The sequence below is a fragment of the Paractinoplanes tereljensis genome (genome assembly GCF_016862435.1).
In the GTDB taxonomy this organism is placed as follows: domain Bacteria; phylum Actinomycetota; class Actinomycetes; order Mycobacteriales; family Micromonosporaceae; genus Actinoplanes; species Actinoplanes tereljensis.
The window spans coordinates 42,804-69,180 of record NZ_BOMY01000001.1 but is presented as its reverse complement, the minus strand read 5'-3'; the positions used below and the strand labels follow the sequence as shown (position 1 = coordinate 69,180).

General features: G+C 69.9%; 16 protein-coding genes. 10 read left to right on the top strand and 6 right to left on the bottom strand.

The window, feature by feature from the left end:
- Positions 1–5: 5 nt before the first annotated feature.
- The 3 genes from Ate02nite_RS00270 to pulA are packed head-to-tail and all read left to right on the top strand — an operon-like array spanning position 6 to position 7,963.
- Positions 6–842: a sugar ABC transporter permease gene (locus tag Ate02nite_RS00270; protein WP_203797633.1), complete on the top strand. Its 837-nt coding sequence runs from the start codon at positions 6–8 to the stop codon at positions 840–842.
- Positions 839–2,581, top strand: a complete 1,743-nt coding sequence (locus Ate02nite_RS00265) for a glycoside hydrolase family 13 protein (RefSeq protein WP_203797201.1) — start codon at positions 839–841, stop codon at positions 2,579–2,581. The genes Ate02nite_RS00270 and Ate02nite_RS00265 overlap by 4 nt, the downstream gene beginning before the upstream one ends.
- 39 nt (positions 2,582–2,620) lie before the next feature.
- On the top strand, positions 2,621–7,963 hold the full coding sequence (gene pulA / locus Ate02nite_RS00260) for a pullulanase-type alpha-1,6-glucosidase (protein WP_239147023.1): 5,343 nt from the start codon (positions 2,621–2,623) through the stop codon (positions 7,961–7,963).
- Position 7,964: 1 nt separating this feature from the next.
- Here the strand turns inward: pulA and Ate02nite_RS00255 are convergent, their stop codons facing one another.
- Positions 7,965–9,770 (bottom strand): putative bifunctional diguanylate cyclase/phosphodiesterase, encoded by a 1,806-nt coding sequence (locus Ate02nite_RS00255; protein ID WP_239147042.1) that lies wholly within the window; start codon positions 9,768–9,770, stop codon positions 7,965–7,967.
- 642 nt (positions 9,771–10,412) lie between these two features.
- Positions 10,413–12,728: a putative bifunctional diguanylate cyclase/phosphodiesterase gene (locus Ate02nite_RS00250; RefSeq protein ID WP_203797195.1), complete on the bottom strand. Its 2,316-nt coding sequence runs from the start codon at positions 12,726–12,728 to the stop codon at positions 10,413–10,415.
- 100 nt (positions 12,729–12,828) lie between these two features.
- Here Ate02nite_RS00250 and Ate02nite_RS00245 point away from each other — a divergent pair, with 100 nt between their 5' ends.
- The 3 genes from Ate02nite_RS00245 to Ate02nite_RS00235 all read left to right on the top strand — a co-directional run bounded on the left by Ate02nite_RS00245 (position 12,829) and on the right by Ate02nite_RS00235 (position 16,760).
- A complete protein-coding gene (locus Ate02nite_RS00245) occupies positions 12,829–14,439 on the top strand; it encodes an alkaline phosphatase D family protein (protein ID WP_203797193.1) in 1,611 nt (536 codons plus the stop codon).
- A gap of 183 nt (positions 14,440–14,622) precedes the next feature.
- On the top strand, positions 14,623–15,189 hold the full coding sequence (locus Ate02nite_RS00240; RefSeq protein ID WP_203797192.1) for a TetR/AcrR family transcriptional regulator: 567 nt from the start codon (positions 14,623–14,625) through the stop codon (positions 15,187–15,189).
- Between the two features lie 74 nt (positions 15,190–15,263).
- The gene (locus tag Ate02nite_RS00235) at positions 15,264–16,760 is read left to right on the top strand and encodes an MFS transporter (RefSeq protein ID WP_203797190.1); all 1,497 of its coding nucleotides are present in this window, start codon (positions 15,264–15,266) and stop codon (positions 16,758–16,760) included.
- A gap of 168 nt (positions 16,761–16,928) precedes the next feature.
- Here Ate02nite_RS00235 and Ate02nite_RS00230 read toward each other — a convergent pair whose 3' ends face one another.
- On the bottom strand, positions 16,929–17,513 hold the full coding sequence (locus tag Ate02nite_RS00230) for a TetR/AcrR family transcriptional regulator (protein ID WP_203797188.1): 585 nt from the start codon (positions 17,511–17,513) through the stop codon (positions 16,929–16,931).
- Positions 17,514–17,825: 312 nt separating this feature from the next.
- Here Ate02nite_RS00230 and Ate02nite_RS00225 point away from each other — a divergent pair, with 312 nt between their 5' ends.
- The 3 genes from Ate02nite_RS00225 (at position 17,826) to Ate02nite_RS00215 (ending at position 21,209) form a co-directional block, all read left to right on the top strand.
- Positions 17,826–18,983, top strand: coding sequence for a lysylphosphatidylglycerol synthase transmembrane domain-containing protein (locus tag Ate02nite_RS00225; protein WP_203797186.1), 1,158 nt, complete (start codon positions 17,826–17,828; stop codon positions 18,981–18,983).
- Positions 18,984–19,062: 79 nt separating this feature from the next.
- Positions 19,063–20,559 carry an MFS transporter gene (locus Ate02nite_RS00220; protein ID WP_203797184.1) on the top strand — a complete coding sequence of 499 codons (1,497 nt, stop codon included), beginning with the start codon at positions 19,063–19,065 and terminating at the stop codon, positions 20,557–20,559.
- A gap of 68 nt (positions 20,560–20,627) precedes the next feature.
- The gene (locus Ate02nite_RS00215; RefSeq protein ID WP_203797182.1) at positions 20,628–21,209 is read left to right on the top strand and encodes a hypothetical protein; all 582 of its coding nucleotides are present in this window, start codon (positions 20,628–20,630) and stop codon (positions 21,207–21,209) included.
- Between the two features lie 208 nt (positions 21,210–21,417).
- On the opposite strand, the gene Ate02nite_RS00210 is transcribed toward Ate02nite_RS00215, so the two are convergent.
- Entirely contained in the window at positions 21,418–22,887 is a 1,470-nt protein-coding gene (locus Ate02nite_RS00210) for an MFS transporter (RefSeq protein WP_203797180.1), read from the bottom strand.
- 104 nt (positions 22,888–22,991) lie between these two features.
- On the opposite strand from Ate02nite_RS00210, the gene Ate02nite_RS00205 reads away from it, so the two are divergent.
- Positions 22,992–23,642, top strand: coding sequence for a TetR/AcrR family transcriptional regulator (locus tag Ate02nite_RS00205; RefSeq protein WP_203797178.1), 651 nt, complete (start codon positions 22,992–22,994; stop codon positions 23,640–23,642).
- On the opposite strand, the gene Ate02nite_RS00200 is transcribed toward Ate02nite_RS00205, so the two are convergent.
- Complete coding sequence (locus tag Ate02nite_RS00200; protein ID WP_203797176.1) at positions 23,634–25,139, bottom strand: glycoside hydrolase family 13 protein; 1,506 nt, start codon at positions 25,137–25,139, stop codon at positions 23,634–23,636. The two genes, Ate02nite_RS00205 and Ate02nite_RS00200, sit on opposite strands and share 9 nt — an antisense overlap.
- Positions 25,136–26,368, bottom strand: a complete 1,233-nt coding sequence (locus tag Ate02nite_RS00195; protein WP_203797174.1) for an ABC transporter ATP-binding protein — start codon at positions 26,366–26,368, stop codon at positions 25,136–25,138. Before Ate02nite_RS00195 ends, Ate02nite_RS00200 begins: the two co-directional genes overlap by 4 nt.
- Positions 26,369–26,377 lie beyond the last annotated feature (9 nt).

Below are 26,377 nucleotides of genomic sequence, written 5' to 3'. Positions count from 1 at the left end.
GCTGGATGAAACAGGTCGGGTGGCGTCATGCCGTCGGACTGCTGGCCGTGGCGTTCTCACTCGGGCCGATCCTGTTCGTGCTGTCCGCGGCGTTCAACCCGCTCGGCACGCTCTCCTCGAGCCAGCTGATGCCGACCGGCCTGTCGTTCGGCAACTTCCAGAAGCTGCTGACCGACACCGACTTCCCCAAGTGGTTCCTGAACTCGGTGGTCATCGCCGGTGTCGCGTCGGCGGTGTCGGTGTTCCTGTCGGCGCTCGCCGCGTACGCCTTCAGCCGCCGCCGTTTCCGCGGTCGGCGCGTGGGCCTTCTCTCCCTGCTGTTGATCCAGATGTTTCCGCAGTTCCTGGCGGTGGTGGCGATCTTCCTCATCTTCGGGACGATCACCGATTACTGGCCGTCGATCGGCTTCAACACCTGGTGGGGCATCATCCTGCTCTACCTGGGCGGGGCGCTGGGCGTGAGCACCTGGCTGATGAAGGGCTTCTTCGACACCGTCCCGCGCGAGCTGGACGAGTCGGCCACCGTGGACGGTGCGTCACACGTCGAGATCTTCTTCCGGATCCTGCTGCCGCTGGTGGCGCCGGTGCTGGCGGTGACCGGGCTGCTCGCGTTCATCAGCACCATCAACGAGTTCGTGCTGGCCAACATCTTCCTCACCGACTCCGGCTCGAAGACCCTGTCGGTCGGCCTGTGGGGCCTGGTCGCGGCCGAGCAGCGCAACACCAACTTCGGCATCTTCTGCGCCGGCACGCTGCTCACCGCGATCCCGACCGTCCTGGTCTTCCAGATGCTGCAGCGCTACATCGTCGAGGGCCTCACCGCGGGGGCGGTCAAGGGATGATTCCGCACCACGACGGCTCCGAGCTGTATGTCTCGAACCCGGCACCGGCGCTCGGCGAGACGGTAAGCGTCTTCGTCCGGGTGCCGGCCGGGGTCCGGGCCAGCCGGATCCACCTGCGCCGGCTCAGCGACGGCGAGCCGGTCTTCACCTCGGCCGTCGTGGACCGGACGGACCCGACCGGTGACGTGTGGTGGCGGGCCGAGATGCCGGTGCGCAACCCGGTCACGCCGTACCGCTTCCTGATCCGCACCAACCAGGGCGTGCGCTGGCTGACCGGCCTCGGCCTCACCCATTACGACGTGCCGGACAATACCGACTTCCGGCTGGTCACCCACTCGGCCCCGCCGGCCTGGGCGCGGGACGCGGTGGTCTACCAGATCTTCCCGGACCGGTTCGCCCGGTCGGCCGCGGCGAGCGACCGGGAAACCCCGGACTGGGCGATCCCGGCCTCCTGGGACACCCCGGCGGTTACCGGCCCCAAAGCCACCCAGGTCTTCTACGGCGGTGACCTGGACGGCATCACGCGCCGGCTCGACCACATCGCCGCGCTCGGGGCCGACACGCTCTACCTCACGCCGTTCTTCCCGTCCCGCTCCGCGCACCGCTACGACGCGTCCAGTTTCGAGCGGGTCGACCCGCTGCTCGGCGGCGACGCCGCGCTGGCCCGGCTGGCCGACGCGGTGCACGGGCGGGGGATGCGGATCCTCGGCGACCTGACCACCAACCACACCGGCAGCGCGCATTCCTGGTTCACCGAGCAGCCCGATCTCTACTACCCGAATGAGTTCTGGCTCGGCCATCGCTCGCTGCCCAAGCTGAACTGGGGCTCGGCCGAACTGCGCCGCCGCTTCGTCGAGATCATTCAGCGTTACCCGGACCAGCTCGACGGCTGGCGCATCGACGTGGCCAACATGACCGGCCGCCGGGGCGCCGACGACTGGACCTACGAGGTGGCCCGGCTGCTGCGCGAGGCCCGGCCGGACGGCCTGCTGATCGCCGAGCACTGCCACGACGCCACCGGTGACCTGGACCGCAACGGCTGGCACGGCACGATGAACTACTCCGGCTTCACCCGCCCGATCTGGGGCTGGCTGCGGGCCGAGGAGTTGCCGTTCGACGACTTCCTCGGGGTGCCGGGGGAGGTGCCGGCCCGGGACGCGGCGGCCACCACCGCCACCATGATGGCGTTCCAGGCGCAGATGTCCTGGCGGTCCTGGACGACCTCGTGGTCGATCCTCGGTTCGCACGACACCGCCCGGATCCGCACCGTGGTGGGCACCGCCGACCGGCAGGAGGTCGCGGCCGGGCTGCTGCTGACCCTGCCCGGCACCCCGATGATCTTCGCGGGCGACGAGATCGGGGTGACCGGCGACAACCTCGACTCGGCCCGGCAGCCGATGCCGTGGGACCGGCCGGATTCCTGGGACCGGGCCACGTTCAATCGTTACCAGCAGTTGATCGCGCTCCGGAAAGCGCACCCGGCACTCACCCGGGGCGATCTGCGCTGGGTGGCCGGCGACGCCGACACTCTGCTCTTTCTGCGGGAGAGCGCCGGAGAATCGATACTCGTGATGGCCCGGCGCCAAGCGAGCGAACCGCTGCGGATCACCGACCTGCCGGCCGGGACCCGCTGGGAGAACCTTTACGGCGGCGCCGAGCCGCTGTACACCGAACCCGATGGGGTCACCGCCATCGATGGCTACGGCCCGGCCTTCCAGGTCTGGGCGGCACATAATTAAGGGGACAGTGTGGTCGCGAAACGGCTTTTAGCTGCCTTATTGAGTTTGTCTCTTCCGTTCTTCGTCGCCCTGCCCGCTGCCGAGGCGGCCGCCGCCCCCAAGGCACCGAGCGACTCGACGATCGCCTCGTGGGGGAGCGATCGGCTCACCACGGCCGAGCAGTACTACTTCGTCCTGCCCGACCGCTTCGCCAACGGCAACAAGGCCAACGACAAGGGCGGTCTGACCGGCGACCGCCTGCAGACCGGGTACGACCCCACCGACAAGGGCTTCTACCACGGTGGCGACCTGCAGGGCGTGATCGACAAGCTGGACTACATCCAGGGGCTCGGCACGACCGCGATCTGGCTCGCCCCGGTCTTCAAGAACCGTCCCGTGCAGGGCAGCGGCACCGACATCTCGGCCGGCTACCACGGGTACTGGATCACCGACTTCACCCAGGTCGACCCGCATTTCGGCACCAACGCCGACCTCAAGCGCCTGGTCAAGCTCGCCCACCAGCGAGGCCTGAAGATCTACCTGGACATCATCGTCAACCACACGGCCGACGTGATCCAGTACGCCGAGAACAAGTACGACTACATCGACAAGGCGACGGCCCCTTATAAAGACGCCTCCGGGCAGCCATTTGAGGACCGGAACTACTCGGACGGCCAGAACGGCTTCCCGAAGGTCAACGCGGCGAGCTTCCCCTATACGCCGGTATTTACGAACAAATCGGACGCGGTAGCGAAAACGCCGAGCTGGCTGAACGACCCGACGATGTACCACAACCGCGGTAACTCCACCTTCGCCGGGGAGAACAGCGAGTACGGCGACTTCTACGGCCTCGACGACCTGTGGACCGAGCGTCCCGAAGTCGTGAAGGGCATGACGAAGATCTACGCCGACTGGATCACCAGCACCGGCATCGACGGCTACCGCCTGGACACCGTCAAGCACACCGACCTCGATTTCTGGCCGCAGTTCGCGGCCGGCATCAAGAAGGCGGCGGGCAAGGACTACTTCATGTTCGGCGAGGTCTACAGCGCCGAGCAGGAGATCGAGTCGACCTACGTCCGCGAGGGCGGCCTGCCGGCCACCCTGGACTTCTCCTTCCAGGCCGCCGCGAACGGCTTCGTGACCGGCAACGGCTCGGCGCAATCCCTGGCCGACGTGTACGCCAAGGACGCGCTCTACACCGCCCGGGACACCAACGCGAACCGGCTGCCCACCTTCCTCGGCAACCACGACATGGGCCGGATCGGCTCGTTCATCGAGTCCAGCAGCGCCGAGGCTTCGTCGTATTTGAAAAGAGACGAACTCGCGCACGAGCTGATGTTCCTCACCCGCGGCCAGCCGGTCGTCTACTCCGGCGACGAGCAGGGCTTCACCGGCCCGGGCGGCGACAAGGACGCCCGGCAGGACCTGTTCGCGTCGAAGTCGGCCGACTACCTCGACGACGACCTGATCGGCACCGACCGCACCCACGCCGTCGACAACTACAACACCGCGCACCCGATCTACCGGACCATCGCGTCGCTGGCCGCCCTGCGCAAGGCCAACCCGACCCTGGTCAGCGGCGAGCAGATCACCCGGTATTCGGCCGGCAGCGTCTTCGCCGCCTCCCGGATCGACGCGAGCAAGCGCAACGAGTACGTGGTAGCCGCCAACAACGCCACCACCGCGCAGACCGTCACCTTCGACACCTCGTCGGCGGCCGCGAACTTCCGCACGATCTACGGCGGCAGCACCGCGATCAAGTCCGGCGCCGACGGCAAGCTGACCGTCACGGTCCCCGCACTGTCCACCGTGGTGCTGCGGGCCGACACCCCGGTCGCCGTCCCGTCGGCCGCCCCGGCCGTCACCATCACCTCCCCGGCCGCCGGCGCGCTGGTGCCCACCCAGGCCGCGATCACCGCTCAGGTCACCGGCGACCCGCTGTCGACCGTGACCCTGGCCGCGCAGGTCGGCGACGGCCCGTGGCAGCTCGTCGGCACCGCCACCAAGGCGCCGTACACGATCTACCACGACCTCGACGGCCTGGCCGGCGGCACGACCGTGCGGTACAAGGCGGTCGTGCGCGACAGCAAGGGCCGGCTCGGGTCCACCACCAGCGCCATCACCGTCGGCACCCCGGTCGTCTCGACCAGCCCCGACTACGCGGTCGTGCACTACCAGCGGCCGGCCGGCGACTACGACGACTGGAACCTCTACGTCTGGGGCGACGTCGACGACTCGATGGCCTCCACCTGGCCCAACGGGCAGAAGTTCGTCGGCCGGGACGCGTACGGCGCGTTCGCCTACGTGAAGCTCAAGCCGGGCGCCAAGAACGTCGGCTTCATCGTGGTGAACTCCGACGGCGTCAAGGACACCGAGGCTGACCGGTCGCTCGACCCCAGCAAGAACGCCGAGGTCTGGCTCAAGCAGGGTGACACCGGCGTCAGCACCAGCCACGACTACCCGGCCCAGGACCAGAACACCGCGGTCATCCACTACCGCCGGGCGGACGGGAACTACACCGGCTGGGGCCTGCACGTCTGGGACGGCGCCGCCACCGGCACCGACTGGAGCAGCCCGCTGCAACCGGCCGAGACCGACTCGTACGGCGTCACCTTCAAGGTGCCCCTGGCGGCCGGGGCGACCGGGCTGAGCTACATCATCCACAACGGCGACAACAAGGATCTGCCCACCGACCAGCGGCTCGACTTCGCGTCCGCGGGCCGGGAGGTCTGGCTGCTCGGCGGCGTCACCGATCGGCTGCTGCCGATCGTCAAGAAGGCCGGCGCCGGCGGCGTGATCGACCTGACCAAGGAGAGCGCGGTCTGGCTCGACCGAACCACGATCGCCTGGAAACCGGGCGACAACACCGACGGCAAAAAATACGAATTGGCCCTCGCGCCTGACGGCGGCATCGGAGTGGCCGACGGTGAGCTGACCGGGGCGTACTCGTCAATTGCCTTGTCGGCCCGAAGGGACGGCCTGACCGAGGCCCAGCGCACCAGGTTCCCGCACCTGTGGGACCAGGACGCCTTCACGCTGAGCAGCGGGAACGTCAAGGACATCCTGCGCGGCCAGGTCGTCGTCACCGAGCGGGATGCGCTCGGCAAGCTGCTCTCCGCGACCGGGGTGCAGACCGCCGGGGTGCTCGACGACGTCTACGCGGCGGCCGCCGGCGCCGACCTCGGCCCGGTCGGCTCCAGCCTGTCGGTCTGGGCGCCCACCGCCCGCACGGTCGACCTGCAGCTCTACGACACGACCACCTCCTCGCCGCAGACCGTGGCGATGAAGCGCGACGACCGCACCGGCGTGTGGAGCGTCCGAGGCCCGTCGAGTTGGAAGGGCAAGTACTACAAGTACCGGGTCACCGCGTGGCAGCCGGCCGTCAACAAGATCGTCACGGCGGCGGTAACCGACCCGTACTCCATCGCTCTCTCGACCGACTCCAAGCTGAGCCGGATCGCCGACCTGAATGATCCGGCGCTCGCGCCGGCCGGCTGGTCCGCGCTCCGGAAACCGGCCGCGACCAGCCCGGCAAAGATCCAGATCTCCGAGCTTTCGGTACGGGATTTCTCGATCGCCGACACCACGGTCCCGGCCGCCGAACGGGGTACGTACGAGGCCTTCACCGACCCGAACACGGCCGGCATGAAGCACCTCACCTCGTTGGCGAAGGCCGGCACCACGCACCTGCATCTGCTGCCGGTGTTCGATTTCGCGACCACTCCGGAGAAACGGGCGGATCAGGCCACGCCGGCCTGTGACCTGGCGTCGCTGCCGCCGGATTCCGAAGAACAGCAGAAATGCGTGACCGCGGTGGCCGCCACCGACGGCTACAACTGGGGTTATGACCCGCTGCACTACACGACGCCCGAGGGCGGCTATGCGGTGAACCCCGACAACCGGACGCAGGAATTCCGGCAGATGGTCCAGGGAGTCAACAAGGCCGGGCTCCGGGTGGTCATGGACGTCGTCTACAACCACACCTCGGCGGCCGGGGTCGACCCGCACTCGGTGCTCGACCAGATCGTGCCCGGTTACTACCAGCGGCTGCTCGCCGACGGCACGGTCGCCAACTCCACCTGCTGCGCCAACACCGCCACCGAGAACACGATGATGGGCAAGCTGGTCGTCGACTCCATCGTCACCTGGGCCAAGGCGTACAAGGTGGACGGTTTCCGGTTCGACCTGATGGGCCACCACCCGAAGGCCAACATCCTCGCGGTTCGCAAAGCCCTCGACGGGCTCACCCTCGCGAAGGACGGCGTCGACGGCAAGAACATCTATGTGTACGGCGAGGGCTGGGACTTCGGCGAGGTGACCGGGAACGCCCGCTTCGTGCAGGCCACTCAGGCCAACATGGCCGGCACCGGGATCGGCACCTTCAACGACCGGCTCCGCGACGCGGTTCGCGGTGGCGGACCGTTCGACACCAACCCGCGGGCGCAGGGCTTCGCGTCCGGCCTCTACACCGACCCGAACGGCGACGCCGTCAACGGAACCACGGCCGAGCAGAAGGCCCGCCTCCTGCACGACCAGGACCTGATCAAGGTCGGTCTCAGCGGCAACCTCGCCGCGTACCAGTTCGTCGACTCGTCCGGGGCCACCGTCACCGGCTCGCAGGTCGACTACAACGGTGTGCCGGCCGGGTACACCGCCCAGCCGTCGGACGCGATCACCTATGTGGACGCGCACGACAACGAGATTCTGTACGACGCGTTCGCCTACAAACTGCCGCAGTCGACGACGGCGGCCGACCGGGCCCGAGCCCAGACCGTCGCGCTGGCCACGACCGTACTCGGGCAGGGAATTGGTTTTGTGGCGAGCGGCAGCGAGCGTTTGCGGTCGAAGTCGCTCGACCGGAACTCCTACAACTCGGGTGACTGGTTCAACCAGATCATCTGGGATTGCACTCAGGGCAACGGCTTCGGCCGTGGCCTGCCGCCCGCCGCCGACAACGCCGACAAGTGGGTCTACGCCAAGCCGCTGCTGGCCGACTCGTCGTTGAAGCCCGGTTGCGCGGCGATCAACCAGGCCGACCAGACCTTCCAGGAGCTGCAGAAGATCCGCGCCTCCTCGCCGGTCTTCGGCCTGCCGACCGCCGCCGAGGTGCAGAAGCGACTGTCGTTCCCGCTCAGCGGTTCCGCCGAGACCCCGGGGGTCATCACGATGACTCTGGACGGACGGGGTCTCGACCGGAACTACCGGACGGTGACGGTGGTCTTCAACGGCACCTCGGCGGCTACCACCCAGACCGTGGCCGCGCTGGCCGGGAAGCAGATCAGCCTGCACCCGGTCCAGCGGGCCTCGGCCGACCCGGTCGTCCGCACGGCGTCCTTCGCCAAGGCGACCGGCACGTTCACCGTTCCCGCCCGTACGGTTGCGGTGTTCGTCGGGGGTTGATCTAGATGGCGGAGCCGGTTGTCATGCGTTCGATGAGCGTGGCGACCGGCTCCGGCCGTCCCAGGAAGTAACCCTGCGCGTACCGGCAGCCCATCCGGCCCAGCAGCTCCAGCTGGTCCTCGGTCTCGATGCCCTCGACCACCACCTTGAGACCGAGCGTGTGCCCGAGCTGCAGCACCGCGCTGACCAGCTCCTGCTGCCGCTGGTTGCCGACCAGGCCGGTGATGAACGAGCGGTCCACCTTCAGCACGTCGACCGGGATGTCGCGCAGATAGCCAAGCGACGAGTAACCGGTGCCGAAGTCGTCGATGGCGATCTTCACGCCGAGCTCGCGCAGCTCCTCGAGCCGGGCCGCGGTGACCGCGAGGTCGCGCATCAGCACCGTCTCGGTCAGCTCCAGGACCAGGCAGTGCGGCGACAGGCCGGTGGTGGCCAGGGCGTACGCGACCCGGTCGGTCAGGTCCGGGATCTCCAGCTCGACCGCCGACAGGTTCACGCTCACCCAGGCCGGCGACGCGTGCGGGGCCAGATCCTGCCAGCGCTTGACCGTCATGCACGCCTCGAACAGCACCCACCGGTCGATCTCGGCGATCAGCCCGGTCTCCTCGGCCAGCGGGATGAACGAGCCCGGTTGCTGCAGCCCGCGCTCCGGGTCCTGCCAGCGCACCAGGGCCTCCACCCCGCCGACCCGCTTGCCGGGCAGCGCGACCACCGGCTGCAGGTGCAGGCGCAGCTCGCCGCGGTGCACGGCGTCGCGCAGCCGGGCCTCGCTGTCCAGCCGGTCGATCAGCTGTTCGTGCATCCGGCTCTCGAAGATCTCGAAGCAGCCCTTGCCGCGGGCCTTCGCCGCGTACATCGCCACGTCGGCGTTGCGCAGCACCTCCTCGGCGTCGCCGTAGCCGGCGATCTCCGGCACCACGCCGATGCTCACCGACACCACCGCCTTGCGGCCGTGCACCACGAACGGCTGGTTCAACGCGTCCAGGCAGGCCTGGGTGTGCTGCTCGACGGTCTCCGCGGAGGCGCCCTCCAGCAGCACCGCGAACTCGTCGCCGCCGAGCCGGGCCACCGTGTCGTGCGGGCGCAACGCCCCGGCCAGCCGGTCGCCGGTGGTGCGCAGCAGCATGTCGCCGGCGTTGTGGCCGAGGCTGTCGTTGACCTTCTTGAAGCCGTCCAGGTCGAGGTAGAGCACGGCCGCGGACTCGCCGGCCGCCCGGGCCCGGCTGATCGCGTGCTCGAGCCGGTCGAGGAACAGCTTGCGGTTGGGCAGGCCGGTCAGGCCGTCGTGCAGGGCCTGGTGGCGCAGGTCGTATTCGAGGTCGCGCTGCCGGGTGACGTCGCGCAGCACGACCACCGCGCCGCCGTCCTTGGCGATCACGCTGACCGAGTACGCGACCCGTACCGACGTGCCGTCTGGGCGCTGCATGGTGACCTCGCGCTCGGCGTCCTCCCCGCTCGGCAGGAACTCCCCGGAGTCCAGGCCGAGCAGGCCGTCCACGCCGAGCCCGGTGATCCGGCCGGCCGCCTCGTTGGCGAAGATGATCCGGTTGTCGGCGCCGACGCCGCAGATGCCCTCGCCGGCGTTGGCCAGGATGCTGTCGGTGTACTCCTTGGCCAGGATCTCCCGCGCCGAGACCTCCAGGCGCTCGGTCATGTCGTCGAAGGCCTGCCCGAGCCGGCTGATCTCGTCGGTGCCGCCCATCCCGACCCGGCGGGAGTAATCGCCGTCCCGGATCACCTCCACCGCCCGGGTCAGCGAGTTGATCCGCCGGGTGATCGACCGGGAGATGATCCAGCCGAGCAGCATCACCAGCAGGATGCAGGCCAGCCCGGCCGCCACGATGATCTTCCGGGCGGTGGCGGTGGTGGCCAGCATCTGGTGGTAGAGCTGGGTGTATTCCAGGACGACCGCGCCCTTGGTGACGCCGGCCGTTCCGGTCAGCGGTACCACCACCTGCAGCATGCCCTCGGGGCTGTCGTCACTTTCCTCGACGAAGGTCCGAGCCTGGCCGTCGGCCATGGTGGCGGTGACCTGGCCGCCCTTGTCCTCGGCGTACGTTTCGCCGACCTCGTCGGGGACCACATCGGCCAGGATCGTCCGGTTCCGGTCCACCACGACGATGTCGCGCTGGTGCAGCCCGTGCTGGCGTTCCAGGTAGACCGCGAGGGCCGCCGGGTCGTAGAGGAGCGGAGCGGTGGACTCGCCCTCCCGTTTCGGCGCCGGGCCGACCGCGATGTCCTGGGCGATGCCCCGGGCCAGCTGCTCGGCCTCGGTCACGGCGGCACTGCGCACCGAGATCGTGTTGGCCTGCAACACGACCCCGCCGGTCGCGGCCACCAGAGCGGCGGCCGCCAGGAACGAGCCCAGCAGCTTGCGCCGTACGTCCATCCCCCGCCCGTCCGTCCGGTTGGTTCCCCGACTTCCTGATCGGCGGGTTTTTCGGCGGACTTACGCTTGCCGGACTTTCTGGTGATCCGGCACGGTCAGCAGGAGCTCGATGTCCGAGCCGGCCATCGGCCGCGCGAAGTGGAAGCCCTGCGCCAGCCGGTAGCCCATCTTGTGCAGCCGGTACGCCTGGTCGGCGGTCTCCACGCCCTCGGCCACCGCCTCGATCTGCAGGCCCTCGGTGATACCGATCAGCCCGTCCACGATCACCGCCTGAGCGCTCGAGCCGGTCACCCCGTCGACGAACGACTTGTCCACCTTCAGGACCTTCACCGGGCAGTCCACCAGCAGGCTCAGCGACGACTGGCCGGTACCGAAGTCGTCCAGGGCGATCCGCAGGCCGAGCGCGTGCAGGTCCCGTACCGCCTCGATGGCCTCGCCGGTGCCCAGCACCGCGGTCTCGGTGACCTCCGCGACCAGCCGGTGCGGGTTGATGCCGGAGGTGCGCAGCAGCTCGGCCACCTCCTCGACGAAACCGGGCTCGCGCAGCTGGCGGGCCGAGATGTTGACGCTGACCTTCTCCGGCGCGTTCTCGCCGTAGGTCTGCTCCCACTCGGTGGCCTGCCGGACCGCCTCGCGCAGGATCCACCGGCCCAGCTCGATGATGTAGCCGTTGCGCTCGGCCAGCGGGATGAACGTCGCGGGGGAGACCAGACCCTGCTCCGGGTGCCGCCAGCGGACCAGCGCCTCCACCCCGGCCAGCCGGCCGTGCGGCAGCTCGACGATCGGCTGGTAGAGCAGGAACAACTCGTCCCGGGTGATGGCCTGGCGCAGGTCGGCGGCGAGCTTCGCGTCGGCGTCGGCGAGCTGGTCCATGATCGGGTCGAACCAGGTGCACCGCCCGCCGCCGTTGTTCTTGGCCGCGTACATCGCCACGTCGGCCCGGCGGACCAGCTCCTCCGGGGTGTCGCCGGACCGGGCCGCGGTGACGCCGATGCTGACCCGCGGCGCGAGATCGCTGCCGCTGAGCGACAGCGGCTCCTGCACCCGGCCGAGCACCTCGCGCAGCAGCTGGGCCGCGGCCTCGTCGTCGAGACCGGGCAACAGCAGGGTGAACTCGTCGCCACCCTGCCGGGCCACCACGTCCTGCGGGCGCAGGCCGTCGCGCAACCGCCGGCTGACCGTGCGCAGCAGGGCGTCGCCGGTGCTGTGCCCCATCCGGTCGTTGATCACCTTGAAGTCGTCGAGGTCGAGCATCGCCACGTGGAACGGCTCGCCGGTCGCCAGCCGCGCGGTGACCTGCTCGGCGAACCGTTCCCGGTTCGCGATGCCGGTGAGCGCGTCGTGGCTGATCTGGTGGTCCAGCTCGGTCTGGTACTCCTGCAGCTGGGAGAGGTTGGCGTCGACGGTGGCCAGCAGCCAGCCGTTGTCGCGCAGGGCGCTGATCTGCCGGATCACCACCAGCGCGGTGATCGCGGCCACGCTCAGCGCGACGGTTAACTCCTCGGGCCCGTCGTCGATCTCGCCGGCCAGCAACATCGCGGTCATCGACGCCACCGCCACGTAGGGCAGGACGCTGAACCGCTGGCCCGGCCGGCGCACGGCGACCGGGATGCCGGCGGCCCGGATCTGGCGGGCCGCCGCGATCACCGTGGCCAGGCCCGCCACCGGCCCGGCCAGGAAGGACGTGGTGAGATACGGGCGGTCCACGAAGATCGGGCTCAGCGCGCCGCTCGCCGCAGCCAGGGCCACCCCGGCCGACAGGATGTGCAGGGCGTGCCGGTCCAGCCGGCCGGTGCCCGCGAAGGTCACCTTGACGATCGCGATCACGCCGACCATGGCGAGCGCGCAGACCGCCAGCATCGCCAGGTTCTGCCGGGTCCATTCGCCGCCGGTGTGCAGCCACAGGCTGGAGAGCAGGCCGGCGCAGGTGATCAACAGAACCCCGGCATCCAGCCCGAACCGCGTCCAGTCACCGCGAGTGCGCTGCCAGACCGGCAGCCGCAGCATCGCCCACATCATGATCAGCACCACGATGAGCAGTAGCCCCAGCGTGAACGGGCTGATGTACTGCGACGGCTCCGGCCCACCGAGCGCGTCATGCATGTTGCTGACCTCACCGACGGTGAGAACGGCACAGGCCAACGCGAGCGAGCGCCAGAACCGGCGGGTTGCCGCGGCCAGATCCAGCCGGACCGAGACCTTCCAGCAGGCGTACGCGGCCAGAGCCGCGATCGTCACCACGGGAATCCAGCCGATCCCCGGATAGGCCCACTCATGCCCGAGCCCGATCAGCACCCACCCGATCTCGAACGTGACGAGCGCAAGAGTCAGCGCGGTCACGCCGTCGATCCGGCGATGGAGCGGTGCGGTGGACACGGTTGCCAAATCGGTAGCAAACGCTGTCGACATGAGGAGTTTGTTCGTCCGATGCCTTACCGCGCCCCCAGGTTACTGGCGGGTAGATAGATAGAAGGGCATGACTGTCACCACCAGCCGCCGCTCGTTGCTGTTCCTCGCCGGCGCGGCCGCCACCGCCCCCGCGCTCGTCTCCGCGCCCGCCCGCGCGGCCGGCAACGTCTTCCAGCACGGGGTCGCCTCGGGCGACCCGCTGCCCGGCGGCATCCTGCTCTGGACCCGGGTCACGCCCACCCCCGAGTCGATCCCGGCCTCCGGCGCCGGGCCGGTCGTCACCGTCGACTGGCAGATCGCCACCGACGCCTCGTTCGGCTCGGTGGTGGCGTCCGGCTCGGTGCCGACCGGGCCCGAGCGCGACCACACCGTCAAGGTCGACGTGGCCGGGCTGACCGCCGCCACCACGTACTGGTACCGGTTCGGGCTGGCCGGGGCCTGGTCGCCGACCGGGCGGACGATGACCGCGCCGGCCGAGAACGCGGCCATCACCCGGCTGCGGGCCGGCGTGGTCAGCTGCGCCAACTGGGAGGCCGGGTACTTCGCGGCCTACCGGCACCTGGCCGAGCGCGGCGACCTCAACCTGGTGGTGCACCTCGGCGACTACCTCTACGAGTACGCCACCGGGGACTTCGGCGCGGGGGACACGGTCATCCGGAAGACCCAGCCGGCCGACGAGACGGTCAGTCTGGCCGACTATCGCACCCGGCACGCGCACTACAAGACCGACCCCGACCTGCAGGCCCTGCACGCCTCGGTGCCGTGGGTGATCACCTGGGACGACCACGAGGTGGCCAACGACATGTGGAGCGGGGGAGCGGAGAACCACGACCCGGCCACCGAAGGGGTGTTCGCGGCGCGGGTGGCGGCGTCCCGGCAGGCGTACGCCGAGTGGATGCCGGTGCGGCTGGCCGCGGACGGGCACATCTACCGGCGGCTGCGCTACGGCAACCTGTTCGAGCTGTCGATGCTCGACCTGCGTACGTACCGTTCCGAGCAGGCTTCCGGCACCGCGGTCGATGACCCGAACCGCACGATCGCCGGGGCCGCGCAGCTGAACTGGCTGGTGGACGGCCTGGTCAACTCCACCGCCGCCTGGAAGATCGTGGGCAACCCGGTGATGATCTCGCGGCTCGACGTGGGGGCGATCCCGGCCTGGCTGCTCGGGCCGCTGGGCGAGCTGATCGGGGTGCCGCAGAACGGCCTCGTCCTCAACGGTGACCAGTGGGACGGCTACAACGCCGACCGGGAGCGGCTGGTCGACACCCTGCGCGCGCACGCGACCAAGGACATCGTCTTCATCACCGGCGACATCCACACCTCCTGGGCCAACGAGCTGACGACCAAGGACACCGGCACCGCCAACCCGGCCGCGGCCGAGTTCGTGGTGCCGTCGTTGACCAGCGACAACGTCAACGACTTCCTCGGCACCAGCCCGGGCGGGCCGCTCAGCCTGGCCGCCGCGGCGCTGATCCGGGCGACCAACCCGCACGTCAAGTGGGTGGAGACCGACGGACACGGGTACGGCGTCCTGGACATCACCGCCGGCCGGGTCCGGATGGACTGGTACCACCTGGCCGACCGCACGTCTCGCTCGTCGAGCGTGAAGTGGGTCCAGGGTTACTCCGTCGGCCGGGGCTCGTCGAAGATCCGCCGGGAGTCGGCGCCCGCATCCTGATAGGCGCTGCTCACGGCGTACCCAAGCCTGCGTTGATCTTTTGGTTTTGAAAGGCGTCCGCCTCGGCGGGCGCCTTTGCCGTTGGCTGGGTCACACTTGGCTCCGGAGATCGCCATCGGGAGGCAGGAGCGCTAGTGTACGAAACAGTTTCGTTTCGCTTGATCGGATGGACGGGGGGTTGTCATGGCTGGCCGACTCGATGAGGAGCGCGAGCAGGCGATCCTGCGGGCTACCTACGAACTGATCGGTGAGACGGGCTACCAAGGACTGCGGGTCGACGCCGTCGCGGCGCGCGCGCAGGCCAGCAAGGCCACGCTCTACCGGCACTGGCCCACCAAGGCCGGGCTGGTCGTCGACGCGGTCCGGTGTTGCAAGGCGGAGGCACCTCCGCCGGCCGACACCGGAAGCCTGCGCGGCGACCTGACGGCGTGGTTCGCCGAGATCGGCGGCTTCATCACCGGGGATGAGGGACCGATCCTGGCCGGCCTGTTCATGGCCATGCACACCGATTCGGCCCTGGCCAGCGAGCTGCGGTCGATGCAGGAATCCAAAGTGCCGTTCGCGGAAGCCATCTGTGAGCGGGCCGAGCGTCGGGGCGAACTGCGCCCCGGTTACGACGCCCGGCTGATCGACGAGATCGTGCCGCCCCTGTTGTTCATGCACTGCTTCGCCTTCGGGCGGCCACTCGACGACGCGTACGTCGCGCACGTCGTCGACGACATCATCCTTCCGCTCCTGACCCGCGACTGACCGTTTTCCTGCCGACCCCGCGGCATCCTGCGCCGCGTGGGTGATCTCCGCGTGCCCTAATAGGGGGAATCTCCATGTCCATCACGACCTCTGCGGCCAAAACTGCGCCGGATATATCCGGTAAGTCACCATCTAAGTGGCTTGCCCTGGCCGTTATCGCCGTGTCGCAGCTGCTCATCGTGCTCGACGCCACGATCGTCAACATCGCCATGCCCACGGCCCAGGTCGCGCTGGACATCAGCGACGCCAACCGGCAGTGGATCATCACGGCGTACACCCTGGCCTTTGGTGGTCTTCTTCTTCTCGGCGGTCGCATCGCCGACTTCACCGGCCGCAAGCGCGCCTTCATCATCGGCCTTCTCGGCTTCGCGGTGGCGTCCGCGCTGGGCGGCCTCGCCCAGAACGCGGAGACCCTGTTCGCGGCGCGGGCCCTGCAGGGCGCCTTCGGCGCGCTGATGGCCCCGGCCGCGTTGTCGCTGCTCACGGTGACCTTCACCGAGGCCAAGGAGCGGGCTCGGGCGTTCGGTGTCTACGGCGCCATCGCCGGTGGTGGCGGTGCGATCGGCCTGCTGATGGGCGGCGTGCTGACCGAGTACGCGTCGTGGCGCTGGACCCTGCTGGTGAGCGCGCCGATCGCGATCATCGCGGCGGTGGCCGCCACCCGCTTCGTCACCGAGAGCAAGGCCGAGGGCAACACCCGTTACGACCTGCCCGGCGCGCTGACCTCGACCCTCGGCCTGGTGGCCCTGGTCTACGGCTTCACCAAGGCGGCCAGTGACGGCTGGGGCTCCGGCACCACGATCGCCTACCTGATCGCGGCGGCTGTTCTGCTCGTCGGGTTCGTGGTGATCGAGCTGCGCTCCTCGCACCCGCTGCTGCCGATGCGCGTCATCCTCGACCGCAACCGCGGTGGTTCGTACCTCTCCGCGCTGCTGGTGGGCGCCGGGATGTTCGGCATCTTCCTGTTCCTCACCTACTACCTGCAGCTGACCCTGGGCTACTCCGCGCTGAAGACCGGCGTCGCGTTCCTGCCGTTCACGCTGGGCATCATCCTCGGCGCCGGCTTCTCGGCCCAGATGCTCACCCGGGTCGGGCCGCGCATCCTGATGTTCGCCGGCATGCTGCTGTCCGCCGTCGGCATGGCGATGCTCACCCGGATCGGCACCGACACCGGCTTCCTCACCCACGTCCTGCCGGCCGAGCTGATCATCAGCTTCGGCATGGGCGTGACCTTCGGCCCGATGTCCAACACGGCCCTGGTCGGCGTGGCCGACCACGACGCCGGCGTGGCCAGCGCGCTGATCAACACCACCCAGCAGATCGGTGGCTCGCTCGGCACGGCCCTGCTGAACACCATCTTCACCTCGGCGGTGGCCGGCTACATCGCCGACAACCTGACCGATCCCTCGCAGGCCCAGGCTCTGCAGGGGGTGGCCACCGTGCACGGTTACACGGTCGCCTTCTGGGTGGGGGCCGCACTGATCGGGGTGGCCGCGCTGACCGCCCTGTTCCTGGTCAAGGCCAGCCGCGAAGAGGTCGCCTCGACCGGCGCCACGCACGTCGCGGTCTGACCCCCGCCTGACCCCGGCCGCAGTGTCGCGACCGGGGTCAGCGCGGCGGCGCGACGGTCGCGGGTCGCGGGTCGCGGTGGCGCGGTGGCCGTGACGGTCGCGGGTCGCGGTGGCGCGGTGGCCGTGACGGTCGCGGGTCGCGGCGGCGCGGTGGCCGTCGCGGCCGGGTCAGCGCGGCAGTAGGGCGTTGACCACGTCGGTCAGCGGGCCGATCAGGTCCTGCTCGTCGGCGTTGGCGATCGGGGCCAGCCGCAGCGAGGTGCGCAGCAGCGTGATGCCGATCGCGGTGGCCAGCACGACCTGGGCCCGGAGCAGGGTCTCCTCGTCGGCGGGCCGGCCCGCGGCGGCGGCGAGTTTCTCGCTGACGGCGTGCAGGATCTCGCGCCGCATGAGGTTGACGCGCTCCTCGCCCGAGGTGCGCAGCAGCATCATCAGCGAGTCCTGAAGGCTTCCCTCGTCGGTGCCGGTGGCGATCTTGTTGGCCATCCGCGCGGTGATCTGATCGAGGGTGATGTTGTCGACGTCGCGGTTGATGTCGCTGGCGGCCATGCCCAGGCAGGCCTCGAACAGGCCTTCTTTCGAGGTGAAGTAGCGGTTGATCAGCGCGACGTTGACGCCGGCGTCATCCGCGATGTCGCGGACGGTGGTGGCGGCGTAGCCGTCCCGGATGAACCGGAGGCGGGCCACGTGCAGAAGCAGCTGCCGGGTATCGGCCGCGTTTCGCCGCCGGCGCGGAACCTGCTCGGTTGACATGGCACCAGCGTATCGGATCTCGGCGGCCTAAGTAAACAAACATTTACATTTGTGGTCACGCGCCGCATGTGATCAACCACTCAGCCGCATGTAAACAACTGTTGATGTACCGTGCGCAAGTCAGCGCACGTTTACTACGAGCGGATCGTGATCGAAATGGGCCGAGTACTCGACCGGCCAACCGCCGGAGTTCCGGGCGGCGAGGCCACGGGTGCCGGGGCTTTGGGGGCGGGGTCTGTGGGCGCTGAAGCTGTGGGTGCCGGGGCTTCGGCGGCTGTCTCTCCGGGGGCCGAGCCTTCGGGCGCCGGGGCGGTGGTTCGGCCGCGGCTTCTGGCGGCGGCTCGGCGTTCGGTGCTGGCCGCGTCTCGGCGCTGGTGGGTGCGGGCGGGTGCCGCGTTGCTGGCCGCGGTCGTCGTGGTGGCCACGCTTCGCGGCCGGTTGCCCGATTCGGCCGAGATCATCGGGGCGTTGCGGGACGCCGACCCGCGGTGGTTCGCGGTCGCTCTCGTCCTTCAGCAGTTGTCCCAAGCCGCGTTCGGGTGGCAGCAGCGCGTCATGCTGTCGGCCTTCGGTGTCGATCTGCCCCGGCGAGTCGCGATGGCGCTGGCCTACGCCCGCTCCGCGATCAGCCTGGCGTTTCCGGCCGGCTCCGCGGTGTCGGCCGCCTACGCGGTCGCGCAGTACCGCCGGCGCGGCGCGCCCGCCGCCGCGGCCGCGACCACCATGGTGCTGTCCGGCGCGGCCTCGGTCGTCGGGTTGCTGCTGACCTACGCCGGCGTGGCCGGGCTCGCGCATCCCGCGGCCGGCGCGGTGGGCCTTCTGTTCCTCCTGGTGGCCGCATCGGCGACGTTCTGGCTGGTCCACGCCCATTCCCGCCGCCGTCCGCTGGGCGCGGCACCCGGGCGCGCGGGCGCCGAGGTTCGGCTGGCTGCGGCATCAGCGCGCGCGGACGCTGAGATTCGGTTGGCTACGACCGCCGGGCGCGTTGACGCCGCGGGGCAGTTCGGCCCGGCGCTTGGCGACGGTGGGCGGCTGCGGGGGATCGGGCGGGTCGCGGAGTATGTGCGGGGGCTGGTTCGGGAGGTTCGTACGGTGCGGGTGGGGCACTGGGGTGGGACCGTTCTGCTCGCCGTACTCAATTGGCTTCTTGATCTTGGTTGTCTGGTTGCGGCTGCTCGGGGCAGTGGCCTTTCGCTTTCGGTGGCCCACCTCGCCACCGTTTACCTCGCGGTGCAGGTGGTGCGGCAGATTCCGATCACGCCCGGCGGGTTCGGGGTGATCGAGGCGAGCCTGCTCGCCGGGCTGGTCACCGCCGGGGCGCCGCACGCCGCCGCGGTCGCCGCCGTGCTGGTCTACCGCCTCGCGTCCTGCTGGTTCGTCCTGCCGCTGGGGCTGGGGTCGCACCTGATCCTGCGGTTGCGAAACCCCCGCCTGGCGCCGGTATCTGCGCCGGCCGTTCCGTCGATGTGACGTAAGCAATTGTTGACTTAGCCTCGGTCGCGGCCGATAGTTAGTCAGCAAGCGTTTACATCGAGCGGTGAGGGACGTCATGACGCAAACACTCGAGGCACGCGAGTCATCGGGCGTCGATCGCCCCGGCCGCGGCAGCACGCTGCTGGTGCTGTACCTGTCGCTGGGCGGCCTGGCGTTCGCCGTGCTGCAGTCGCTTGTCGCCCCGGCGCTCGGCACGATCGGCCACGACCTCGGCGCCGACACCAGCGACGCCAGCTGGGTGATCACCGCGTACCTGCTGTCGGCCTCGGTCCTGACGCCCATCCTCGGCCGCCTCGGTGACATGGTCGGCAAGCGCAAGGTCCTGATCGGCGTGCTGGCCGCGCTGGCGGTCGGCACCCTGGTCGCCGCGCTCGCGCCCAACCTGGCCGTGCTGATCGTCGCCCGCGCCCTGCAGGGCGCCGCCGGCGCGATCCTGCCGCTCTCCATCGGCATCGTCCGCGACGAGCTGCCCCGCGACCGGGTCAGCGTCATCGTCGGCCTGCTCTCCGCGATCTTCGGCATCGGCGCCGGCATCGGCATCGTCGCGGCCGGCCCGATCGTCGAGCACCTGTCCTGGCACTGGCTGTTCTGGTTGCCGCTGGCCCTGGTCATCATCGCCCTGCTCGGTGCGGTCTTCGGGATGAAGGAGTCGCCGGTCCGCACGCCCGGCAAGCTCGACGTCCTCGGTTCCGGCATCCTCTCGGTCGGCCTGGTCGCGCTGCTGCTGGCGATCAGCAAGGGCCAGTCCTGGGGCTGGGGCGAGGCCAAGACGATCGTCCTGCTGGCCGTCGGCGTCGTCGCGCTTGTCGTCTTCGTCCTGGTCGAGCTGCGGGTCAAGGAGCCGCTCGTCGACATGCGCCTGATGCGGGTCCGCGGCGTGTGGGCCACCGACCTGGTCTCGCTGGTCCTCGGCTTCGCGATGTTCGGCACGTTCCTGCTGGTCCCGACGCTGCTGCAGCTGCCCGCGGTGACCGGTTACGGCTTCGGCAAGTCGGTCTCGCAGTCCGGCCTGTTCTTGCTGCCCACCGTCATCACGATGGTGATCTTCGGCCCGCTGGCCGGCCTGCTGAACCGTAAGTACGGCCCGAAGCTCCCGATGTTCCTGGGCACGCTGTTCGTGGTGGGCGCGTTCGCGGTGCCCGCCTTCGCGCACGGCTCGCTGTGGCAGATCGTGCTCTCCGGGGTGCTGTCCGGCGCCGGCATCGGCCTGGCCTTCGCGGCCATGTCGAACGCCATCATCGAGAGCGTCCCGGCCACCCAGACCGGCGAGGCCACCAGCGTCAACACCATCGCCCGGACGATCGGCAGCAGCATCGGCACCGCCGTGGTCGCCGCGATCATCACCTCCCACACCACCGCGCAGGGCCTGCCCACCGACGACGCCTTCACCTACGGCTTCGGCGCCTGCGGGGTCGTCGCGCTGCTCGCGGTGGTCGCCGCGCTCGCCCTGCCGCGGGCCCACCGCCGGCACGAGCAGGCCGTCGAGGCCGGCGTCGGCGACCTTCCGCCCGAGCCGGAGGAGATCCACATGCCCCACCTGAACAACCGCTGACTCATCCTGGGATCACGGCCGCCTGCGGAATGCTCAAGTTCCGCCGCAGGCGGCCGATAGGCGCCAGCATGATCACTGTTCCGTCGGGAAGCACTCTCACTCTGCGCTGCTATGACCAGGGCGCCGGGGTGGAATCCCTCGCGCTCATCAGCCTGGCCGAGACCCGGGCCGAATTCGTGGCTGAGCTGCCGCCGATCCCGGTGCTCAGCCTGGACGACCCCGGTGTTCGCCGGGCCGGGGTTCTCGAGCTGGTCAGCAGCGCCGGCGTCACCTGGGTCGAGGCGGAGCTGCGCGGCGGCCTGCTCACCATCCTCGGCGACACCCCGACCGACATCGTCCAGCGGCGCACCGCGGCCCGGCGGATGGCGGGCTACAGCGCCACCGGCACCGCCCAGATCGACTCCGGGTTGGTCGCGATGGCCGCCCAGGTCGAGGACATCTCCACCGACGGCGTGCTGCTCCGGGTCACCGACCGCCCGCGCCTGCCCGACGGCATCACCCGCACCCTGCTGCACGTGGCGATGCCGTGGGGCCTGCTGACCGCCTCGGTCACCACCGTCGACCAGCGCGCCGACCTGCTGCGCGGCACCTTCGAGTGGGTCGATCCGGCCGGCGCCGCCGCCCTGCACGAATACTGCGCGGCCCGCTGACCCAGCCCGATTTCCTGGAAAGCGGCCCCTCCCGCATGCGGGAGGGGCCGCTTTTCTTGAAGTGGGGCCGGGGCCGGGCCCGCCCGCAGCGGGCGCGCGGAGGGCGAGTTGCAGCTGCCGGGACCGAGTGCCACGGGACTGAACCAGCGCGTACGGAAAAAGGGTCTAGATTTTGTCGGTTTACCGCGGCGAGGGTCAGCGGCGAGGGTCACATGTGGGCGGTCGGGGCGGCGTCCGGGTCGTTGCGCAGGGGGCCGGAGCGGAGCAGCAGGCCGGCGGCGATCGCGCCGATCACGAAGAAGGCGGCTACCCAGGCGAACGTGGTGGTGTAGCTGTCTACCGCGGCTGCCGCCAGGAGCTGCTGGGTCGGGGTCTGGCCGGCCAGGTAGTCGGTGGCGGCCGAGGCCGCGATCGTGCTGAGCACCGCGGTGCCGACCGAGCCGCCGACCTGCTGGGCGGTGTTGACCAGCGCCGACGCCACTCCGGCGTCGTGCGCGGCCACCCCGGAGGTGCCGGCCGTCATGGACGGTGCCATGGCCAGGCCGATGCCCACGCCGATGATGATCAGCGGGCCGAGGATGTTCGCGGCATAGGTCGAGTCCACCGCGAGGCCGGTCAGCCAGAACATGCCGACCGCGGCGATCAGGAAGCCGGCCGGCACCAGCGGCCGCGGCCCGACCCGGGGCACGACCAGGCTGGTGGCCGTGGTCGCGGTGACGGCGAGGGCGCCGATCATCGGCAGGAAGGCGACGCCGGAGCGGATCGGGGTGAAGCCGAGATTCTGCTGCAGGTAGTAGGTGAGGAACAGGAAGACGGCGAACATGCCGACCCCCAGGACGAGTACGGCGAGCAGCGCCCCGCCCCGGGTGCGGTCGAGCAGCACGCGCAGCGGGACGAGCGGGTGCGCCACCCGGGTCTCGATGGCCACGAACGCGGCCAGCAGGACCACCGCCGCGACCAGCCAGCCCCACACCGCGACGTCGCTCCAGTCGTGCGTCTCGGCGTTGGCAAAGCCGTAGACCAGGGCGAACAGGCCGCCCGAGACGGTGAGCGTGCCCGGGACGTCCAAACGGTTGCGCTCCGCGTCGCGCTGGTTGTGCAGCAGGGCCAGGCCGCCGAGGACGGCGAGCACCGCGAAGAACACGTTGACGTACATGCACCAGCGCCAGTCGAGGTACTCGGTGAGCACCCCGCCGAGCAGCAACCCGATCGCGCCGCCGGCCCCGGCGATCGCGCCGTAGATGCCGAACGCCTTCGCCCGTTCCTTGGCGTCGGTGAAGGTCGTGGTCAGCAGCGACAGCACGGCCGGCGCGAGCAGCGCACCGAAGACACCCTGCGCGGCCCGCGCGGTGACCAGCATGCCGAAGCCCTCGGCCGCGCCACCGACCGCCGACGCCACCGCGAACCCGGCCAGCCCGATGAGCAGGGCGGTCTTGCGGCCGAGCAGGTCGCCGATCCGGCCGCCGAGCGGCAGCAGCGCGCCGAACGCGAGGGCGTAGGCGGTGACGATCCACTGCCGGTTCTCGTTCGAGAAACCCAGGGCCTGCTGCGCCGAGGGCAGCGCGATGTTCACGATCGTGGCGTCCAGAACCACCATCAACTGCGCCAAGCCGAGTACGCCAAGGATCAGCCACCGCTGCGCGTGGTGTACCGGCGCCTTTTCTGCCACCAAAGTCATGCGTATCTCCGGGTAGTTGAGGATGTTCCTCCACTTAATTCGGCGAGCGTACCGGGTAAGTTGAGGAACTTCCTCCAGATTGAGGCGCGCATTACGCTGACCCCGTGACCAAACCCCTTCGCCGGGACGCCGAGCTCAACCGGCAGCGCATCCTCAAGGCTGCTCAGGAGGTGTTCGCCGCCCGCGGGGTCGACGTGATGCTCGACGACATCGCCCACCACGCCGGCCTCGGCGTCGGCACGGTCTACCGCCGGTTCCCGACCCGGGAGGACCTGGTCGAGGCCCTGTTCGACACCCGTCTCGCCGAGATTGTCAGCTGGGCCGACGAGGGGCTCGCGCACGCCGACCCGTGGACCGGCCTGACCGGGTTCGTCGAGCAGGCCACCGCCGCGATGGCCGCCGACCGCGGCCTGCGGGACATCGCCTTCAGCCGGGCCTACGGCCGTCGCCGCGTCGCCGAGATCCGCGAGATGCTGGCGCCCCGGGTGGAAGCGCTCGTCACCCGCTGCCAGGAGGCCGGAGTGGTGCGCACCGACGCGGCCGGCGTCGACCTGGTGCTGACCCAGTTCATGGTCGCCGCCCTGCTGGAGTACGCCGAGCCGGTCGCCCCCGGCCTCTGGCGCCGCTACCTGACGCTGATCCTGGACGGCCTGCGCTACGGCACCACGCCGCTTCCGGTCCCGCCCCCCGAGGTCGAGAACATGGACCGCATCGCCGAGAACTGGCGCCCGCCCCGCCGTGCAGGCTCAGGATAGGAACCAGGCGGCCGTCGCTCCGCTGATCGTGTCGGTGTTTTCGAGCGGTGCGCTGGTCAGCGCCGGGGTGCGGCCGCGCACCTCGGCCGGCAGCGGTGCCGGTTCGTCGCCCACGTTCACCACGCAGATCGCGTCCGGTGAACGGCGGAAGGCCAGCACCTCCGGCGCGGACGGCAGCCAGGTCAGCGGCCCGTCGCCGAACCCGGGCCGGAGCCGCAGCGCCGCCCGGTACAGGCTTAGCACCGATGAAGGGTCGCCACTCTGCCGGCTCGCCACGTAACCGGCCCACGACGGCGGCTGCGGGAGCCAGGCGGCCGAGCCCGGCCCGAAGCCGTACGACGGGGACGAGCCGAACCAGGGCAGCGGCACCCGGCACCCGTCGCGACCGGGCGACTGGCCGCGGTGGAACTCCGGGTCCCGGCGCACCTCGTCGGGCAGGTCGGTCACCTGCGGCAGGCCCAGCTCCTCACCCTGGTAGAGGTAGGCACTGCCGGGCAGCGCCAGCATGAGCAGGGTCGCGGCCCGCGCCCGCTGAACACTGCCGTAGCGGGTGACGTGCCGGACCACGTCGTGGTTGGACAGCACCCAGGTCGGCGGCGCGCCCACCGCCGCCAGCGAGCGCAGGGTGTCGTCGATCGCCGTACGCAGATCGCCGGCCTTCCACCGCGCGCTGAGGAAGGCGAAGTTGAAGGCCGTGTGCAGCTCGTCCGGGCGCAGGTAGAGCGCCAGCCGGTCGGCACTCTGCACCCAGATCTCCCCGACAAAAACCCGATCCCCGGGGTACGCGTCGGAGATGCGCCGCCAATCTCGATAGACCTCGTGCACCTCGTCCACGTCGAAGAACGGATGACCGGCCGCCGCCGCGCCCCGCTCGGCGAACCGCTCGTGCAGGTCGGGCATCTGCGGGTCCTTGGCCAGCCCGTGCGCGACGTCGATCCGGAAGCCGTCGACGCCGCGATCGAACCAGAACCGCAGGATGTCCTCGAACTCGGCCCGCACCTCGGGGTTGGTCCAGTCCAGGTCGGGCTGCTCGGGAGCGAACAGATGCAGGTACCACTGCCCGTCGGCGACCCGGGTCCAGGCCGGGCCGCCGAACGCGCTCTGCCAGTTGTTGGGCGGCTCGGAACCGCGACCCTCCCGGAAGAGATAGCGGTCCCGCTGACCGGCCACGAACCAGGGATGGGCGGACGAGGTGTGGTTGGGCACCAGGTCGATGATCACCCGCAGGCCGAGCGCGTGCGCGTCGCTGAGCAGCGCGTCCGCGTCGGCCAGCGTGCCGAACCGGGGGTCGACGTCCCGGTGGTCGGCGACGTCGTACCCGTTGTCGGCCTGCGGCGACGGGTAGAACGGGTTCAGCCAGATGGCATCGACGCCCAGGTCGCGAAGGTACGGCAGGCGGGACCGGACACCCGGCAGGTCACCGATCCCGTCGCCGTTCGAGTCCGCGAAGCTCCACACGTACACCTGGTAGATGACCGCGTGCCGCCACCAGCTCACCGAGGTTGTTCCATCCGCTCGCGCAGTTCCTCCTCCTCGAGGCTGGCCAGGTCGGCCGCGGCGGCCTCGTCGCGGGTGAGGTTCTCCCCGGTCTTCGGGTCGAACAGATGCATCCGGCGGGTGTCGGCCCAGAACTCGCCCTCGTGGTTCTCCCGCAGCCGGCTCATCGCGTCGATCGAGATGATCAGCTGGCTGCGCAGGGCTTCGCTGTCGAGTTCAGCGGCCAGCTCGGCGAGCTGCTTCGCCACCTCGGGGTTGGCGTCGAACGGGATGTACGCGTACTGCGAGTCGCCGAGCCATTCGGTGACGTCCACCTGGGCCCGGAACACCTTGCCCCGCTCCCGTTTGGAAGAGTCGATCACCCGGGCGTCCTCGAAGTGCTCGGGCCGGATGCCGGCGATCAGCAACTGCCCGTCGGTGACCTTCCCGGCCGCCACGGCGGGCACCTCTACCTCCAGGAACGGCAGCTTGAGCCGGTCACCGGTCACCACCGCGGGCAGGAAGTTCATCGGCGGCGAGCCGATGAACCCGGCCACGAACATGTTGACCGGCTGCTCGTACAGCTCCCGGGGCGACGCCACCTGCTGCAGATAGCCGCGCCGCAGCACGGCCACCCGGTCGCCGAGGGTCATCGCCTCGGTCTGGTCGTGGGTGACGTAGACCGTGGTGGTGCCGAGCCGGCGCTGCATCCGGGAGATCTCGGTGCGCATCTGCCCGCGCAGCTTGGCGTCGAGGTTGGACAGCGGCTCGTCGAACAGGAACGCGTTGACCTGCCGCACGATGGCCCGGCCCATGGCGACCCGCTGCCGCTGCCCGCCGGAGAGGTTGGCCGGTTTGCGGTCCAGGTGCTCGTTCAGTTCGAGCATCGAGGCGGCCTCGCGTACCCGGGTCTTGATCTCGTCCTCGGTTATGCCTTTCATCAGGCGCAGCGGGAACGCGATGTTCTCGAAGACGGTCAGGTGCGGATAGAGCGCGTAGTTCTGGAACACCATGGACAGATTGCGGTCGCGCGGTGCCTTTTCGTTGACCCGGTTGCCGCCGATCAGCATGTCGCCGGAGGTGATGTCCTCCAGCCCGACGATCATGCGGAGCAGGGTCGATTTCCCGCAGCCGGACGGCCCGACCAGAATCATGAATTCGCCGTCGGCGATGTCCAGGCTGATGTCGTTTACCGCCTTGAACCCGTCGCCGTACTCCTTGACGATGTTGCGCATCTCAATGGCCGACATCTTGAAATC

What these genes read in the sequence shown, in the direction of transcription:
- Ate02nite_RS00235 (WP_203797190.1), top strand. Translation starts at nt 15,264, where the DNA reads ATGTCCATCACGACCTCTGCGGCCAAAACTGCGCCGGATATATCCGGT.
- Ate02nite_RS00240 (WP_203797192.1), top strand. Translation starts at nt 14,623, where the DNA reads ATGGCTGGCCGACTCGATGAGGAGCGCGAGCAGGCGATCCTGCGGGCT.
- Ate02nite_RS00255 (WP_239147042.1), bottom strand. Translation starts at nt 9,770, where the DNA reads ATGCTGCTCGGCTGGATCATCTCCCGGTCGATCACCCGGCGGATCAAC.
- Ate02nite_RS00265 (WP_203797201.1), top strand. Translation starts at nt 839, where the DNA reads ATGATTCCGCACCACGACGGCTCCGAGCTGTATGTCTCGAACCCGGCA.
- Ate02nite_RS00220 (WP_203797184.1), top strand. Translation starts at nt 19,063, where the DNA reads ATGACGCAAACACTCGAGGCACGCGAGTCATCGGGCGTCGATCGCCCC.
- Ate02nite_RS00210 (WP_203797180.1), bottom strand. Translation starts at nt 22,887, where the DNA reads ATGACTTTGGTGGCAGAAAAGGCGCCGGTACACCACGCGCAGCGGTGG.
- Ate02nite_RS00270 (WP_203797633.1), top strand. Translation starts at nt 6, where the DNA reads ATGAAACAGGTCGGGTGGCGTCATGCCGTCGGACTGCTGGCCGTGGCG.
- Ate02nite_RS00195 (WP_203797174.1), bottom strand. Translation starts at nt 26,368, where the DNA reads ATGTCGGCCATTGAGATGCGCAACATCGTCAAGGAGTACGGCGACGGG.
- Ate02nite_RS00215 (WP_203797182.1), top strand. Translation starts at nt 20,628, where the DNA reads ATGATCACTGTTCCGTCGGGAAGCACTCTCACTCTGCGCTGCTATGAC.
- Ate02nite_RS00245 (WP_203797193.1), top strand. Translation starts at nt 12,829, where the DNA reads ATGACTGTCACCACCAGCCGCCGCTCGTTGCTGTTCCTCGCCGGCGCG.
- Ate02nite_RS00230 (WP_203797188.1), bottom strand. Translation starts at nt 17,513, where the DNA reads ATGTCAACCGAGCAGGTTCCGCGCCGGCGGCGAAACGCGGCCGATACC.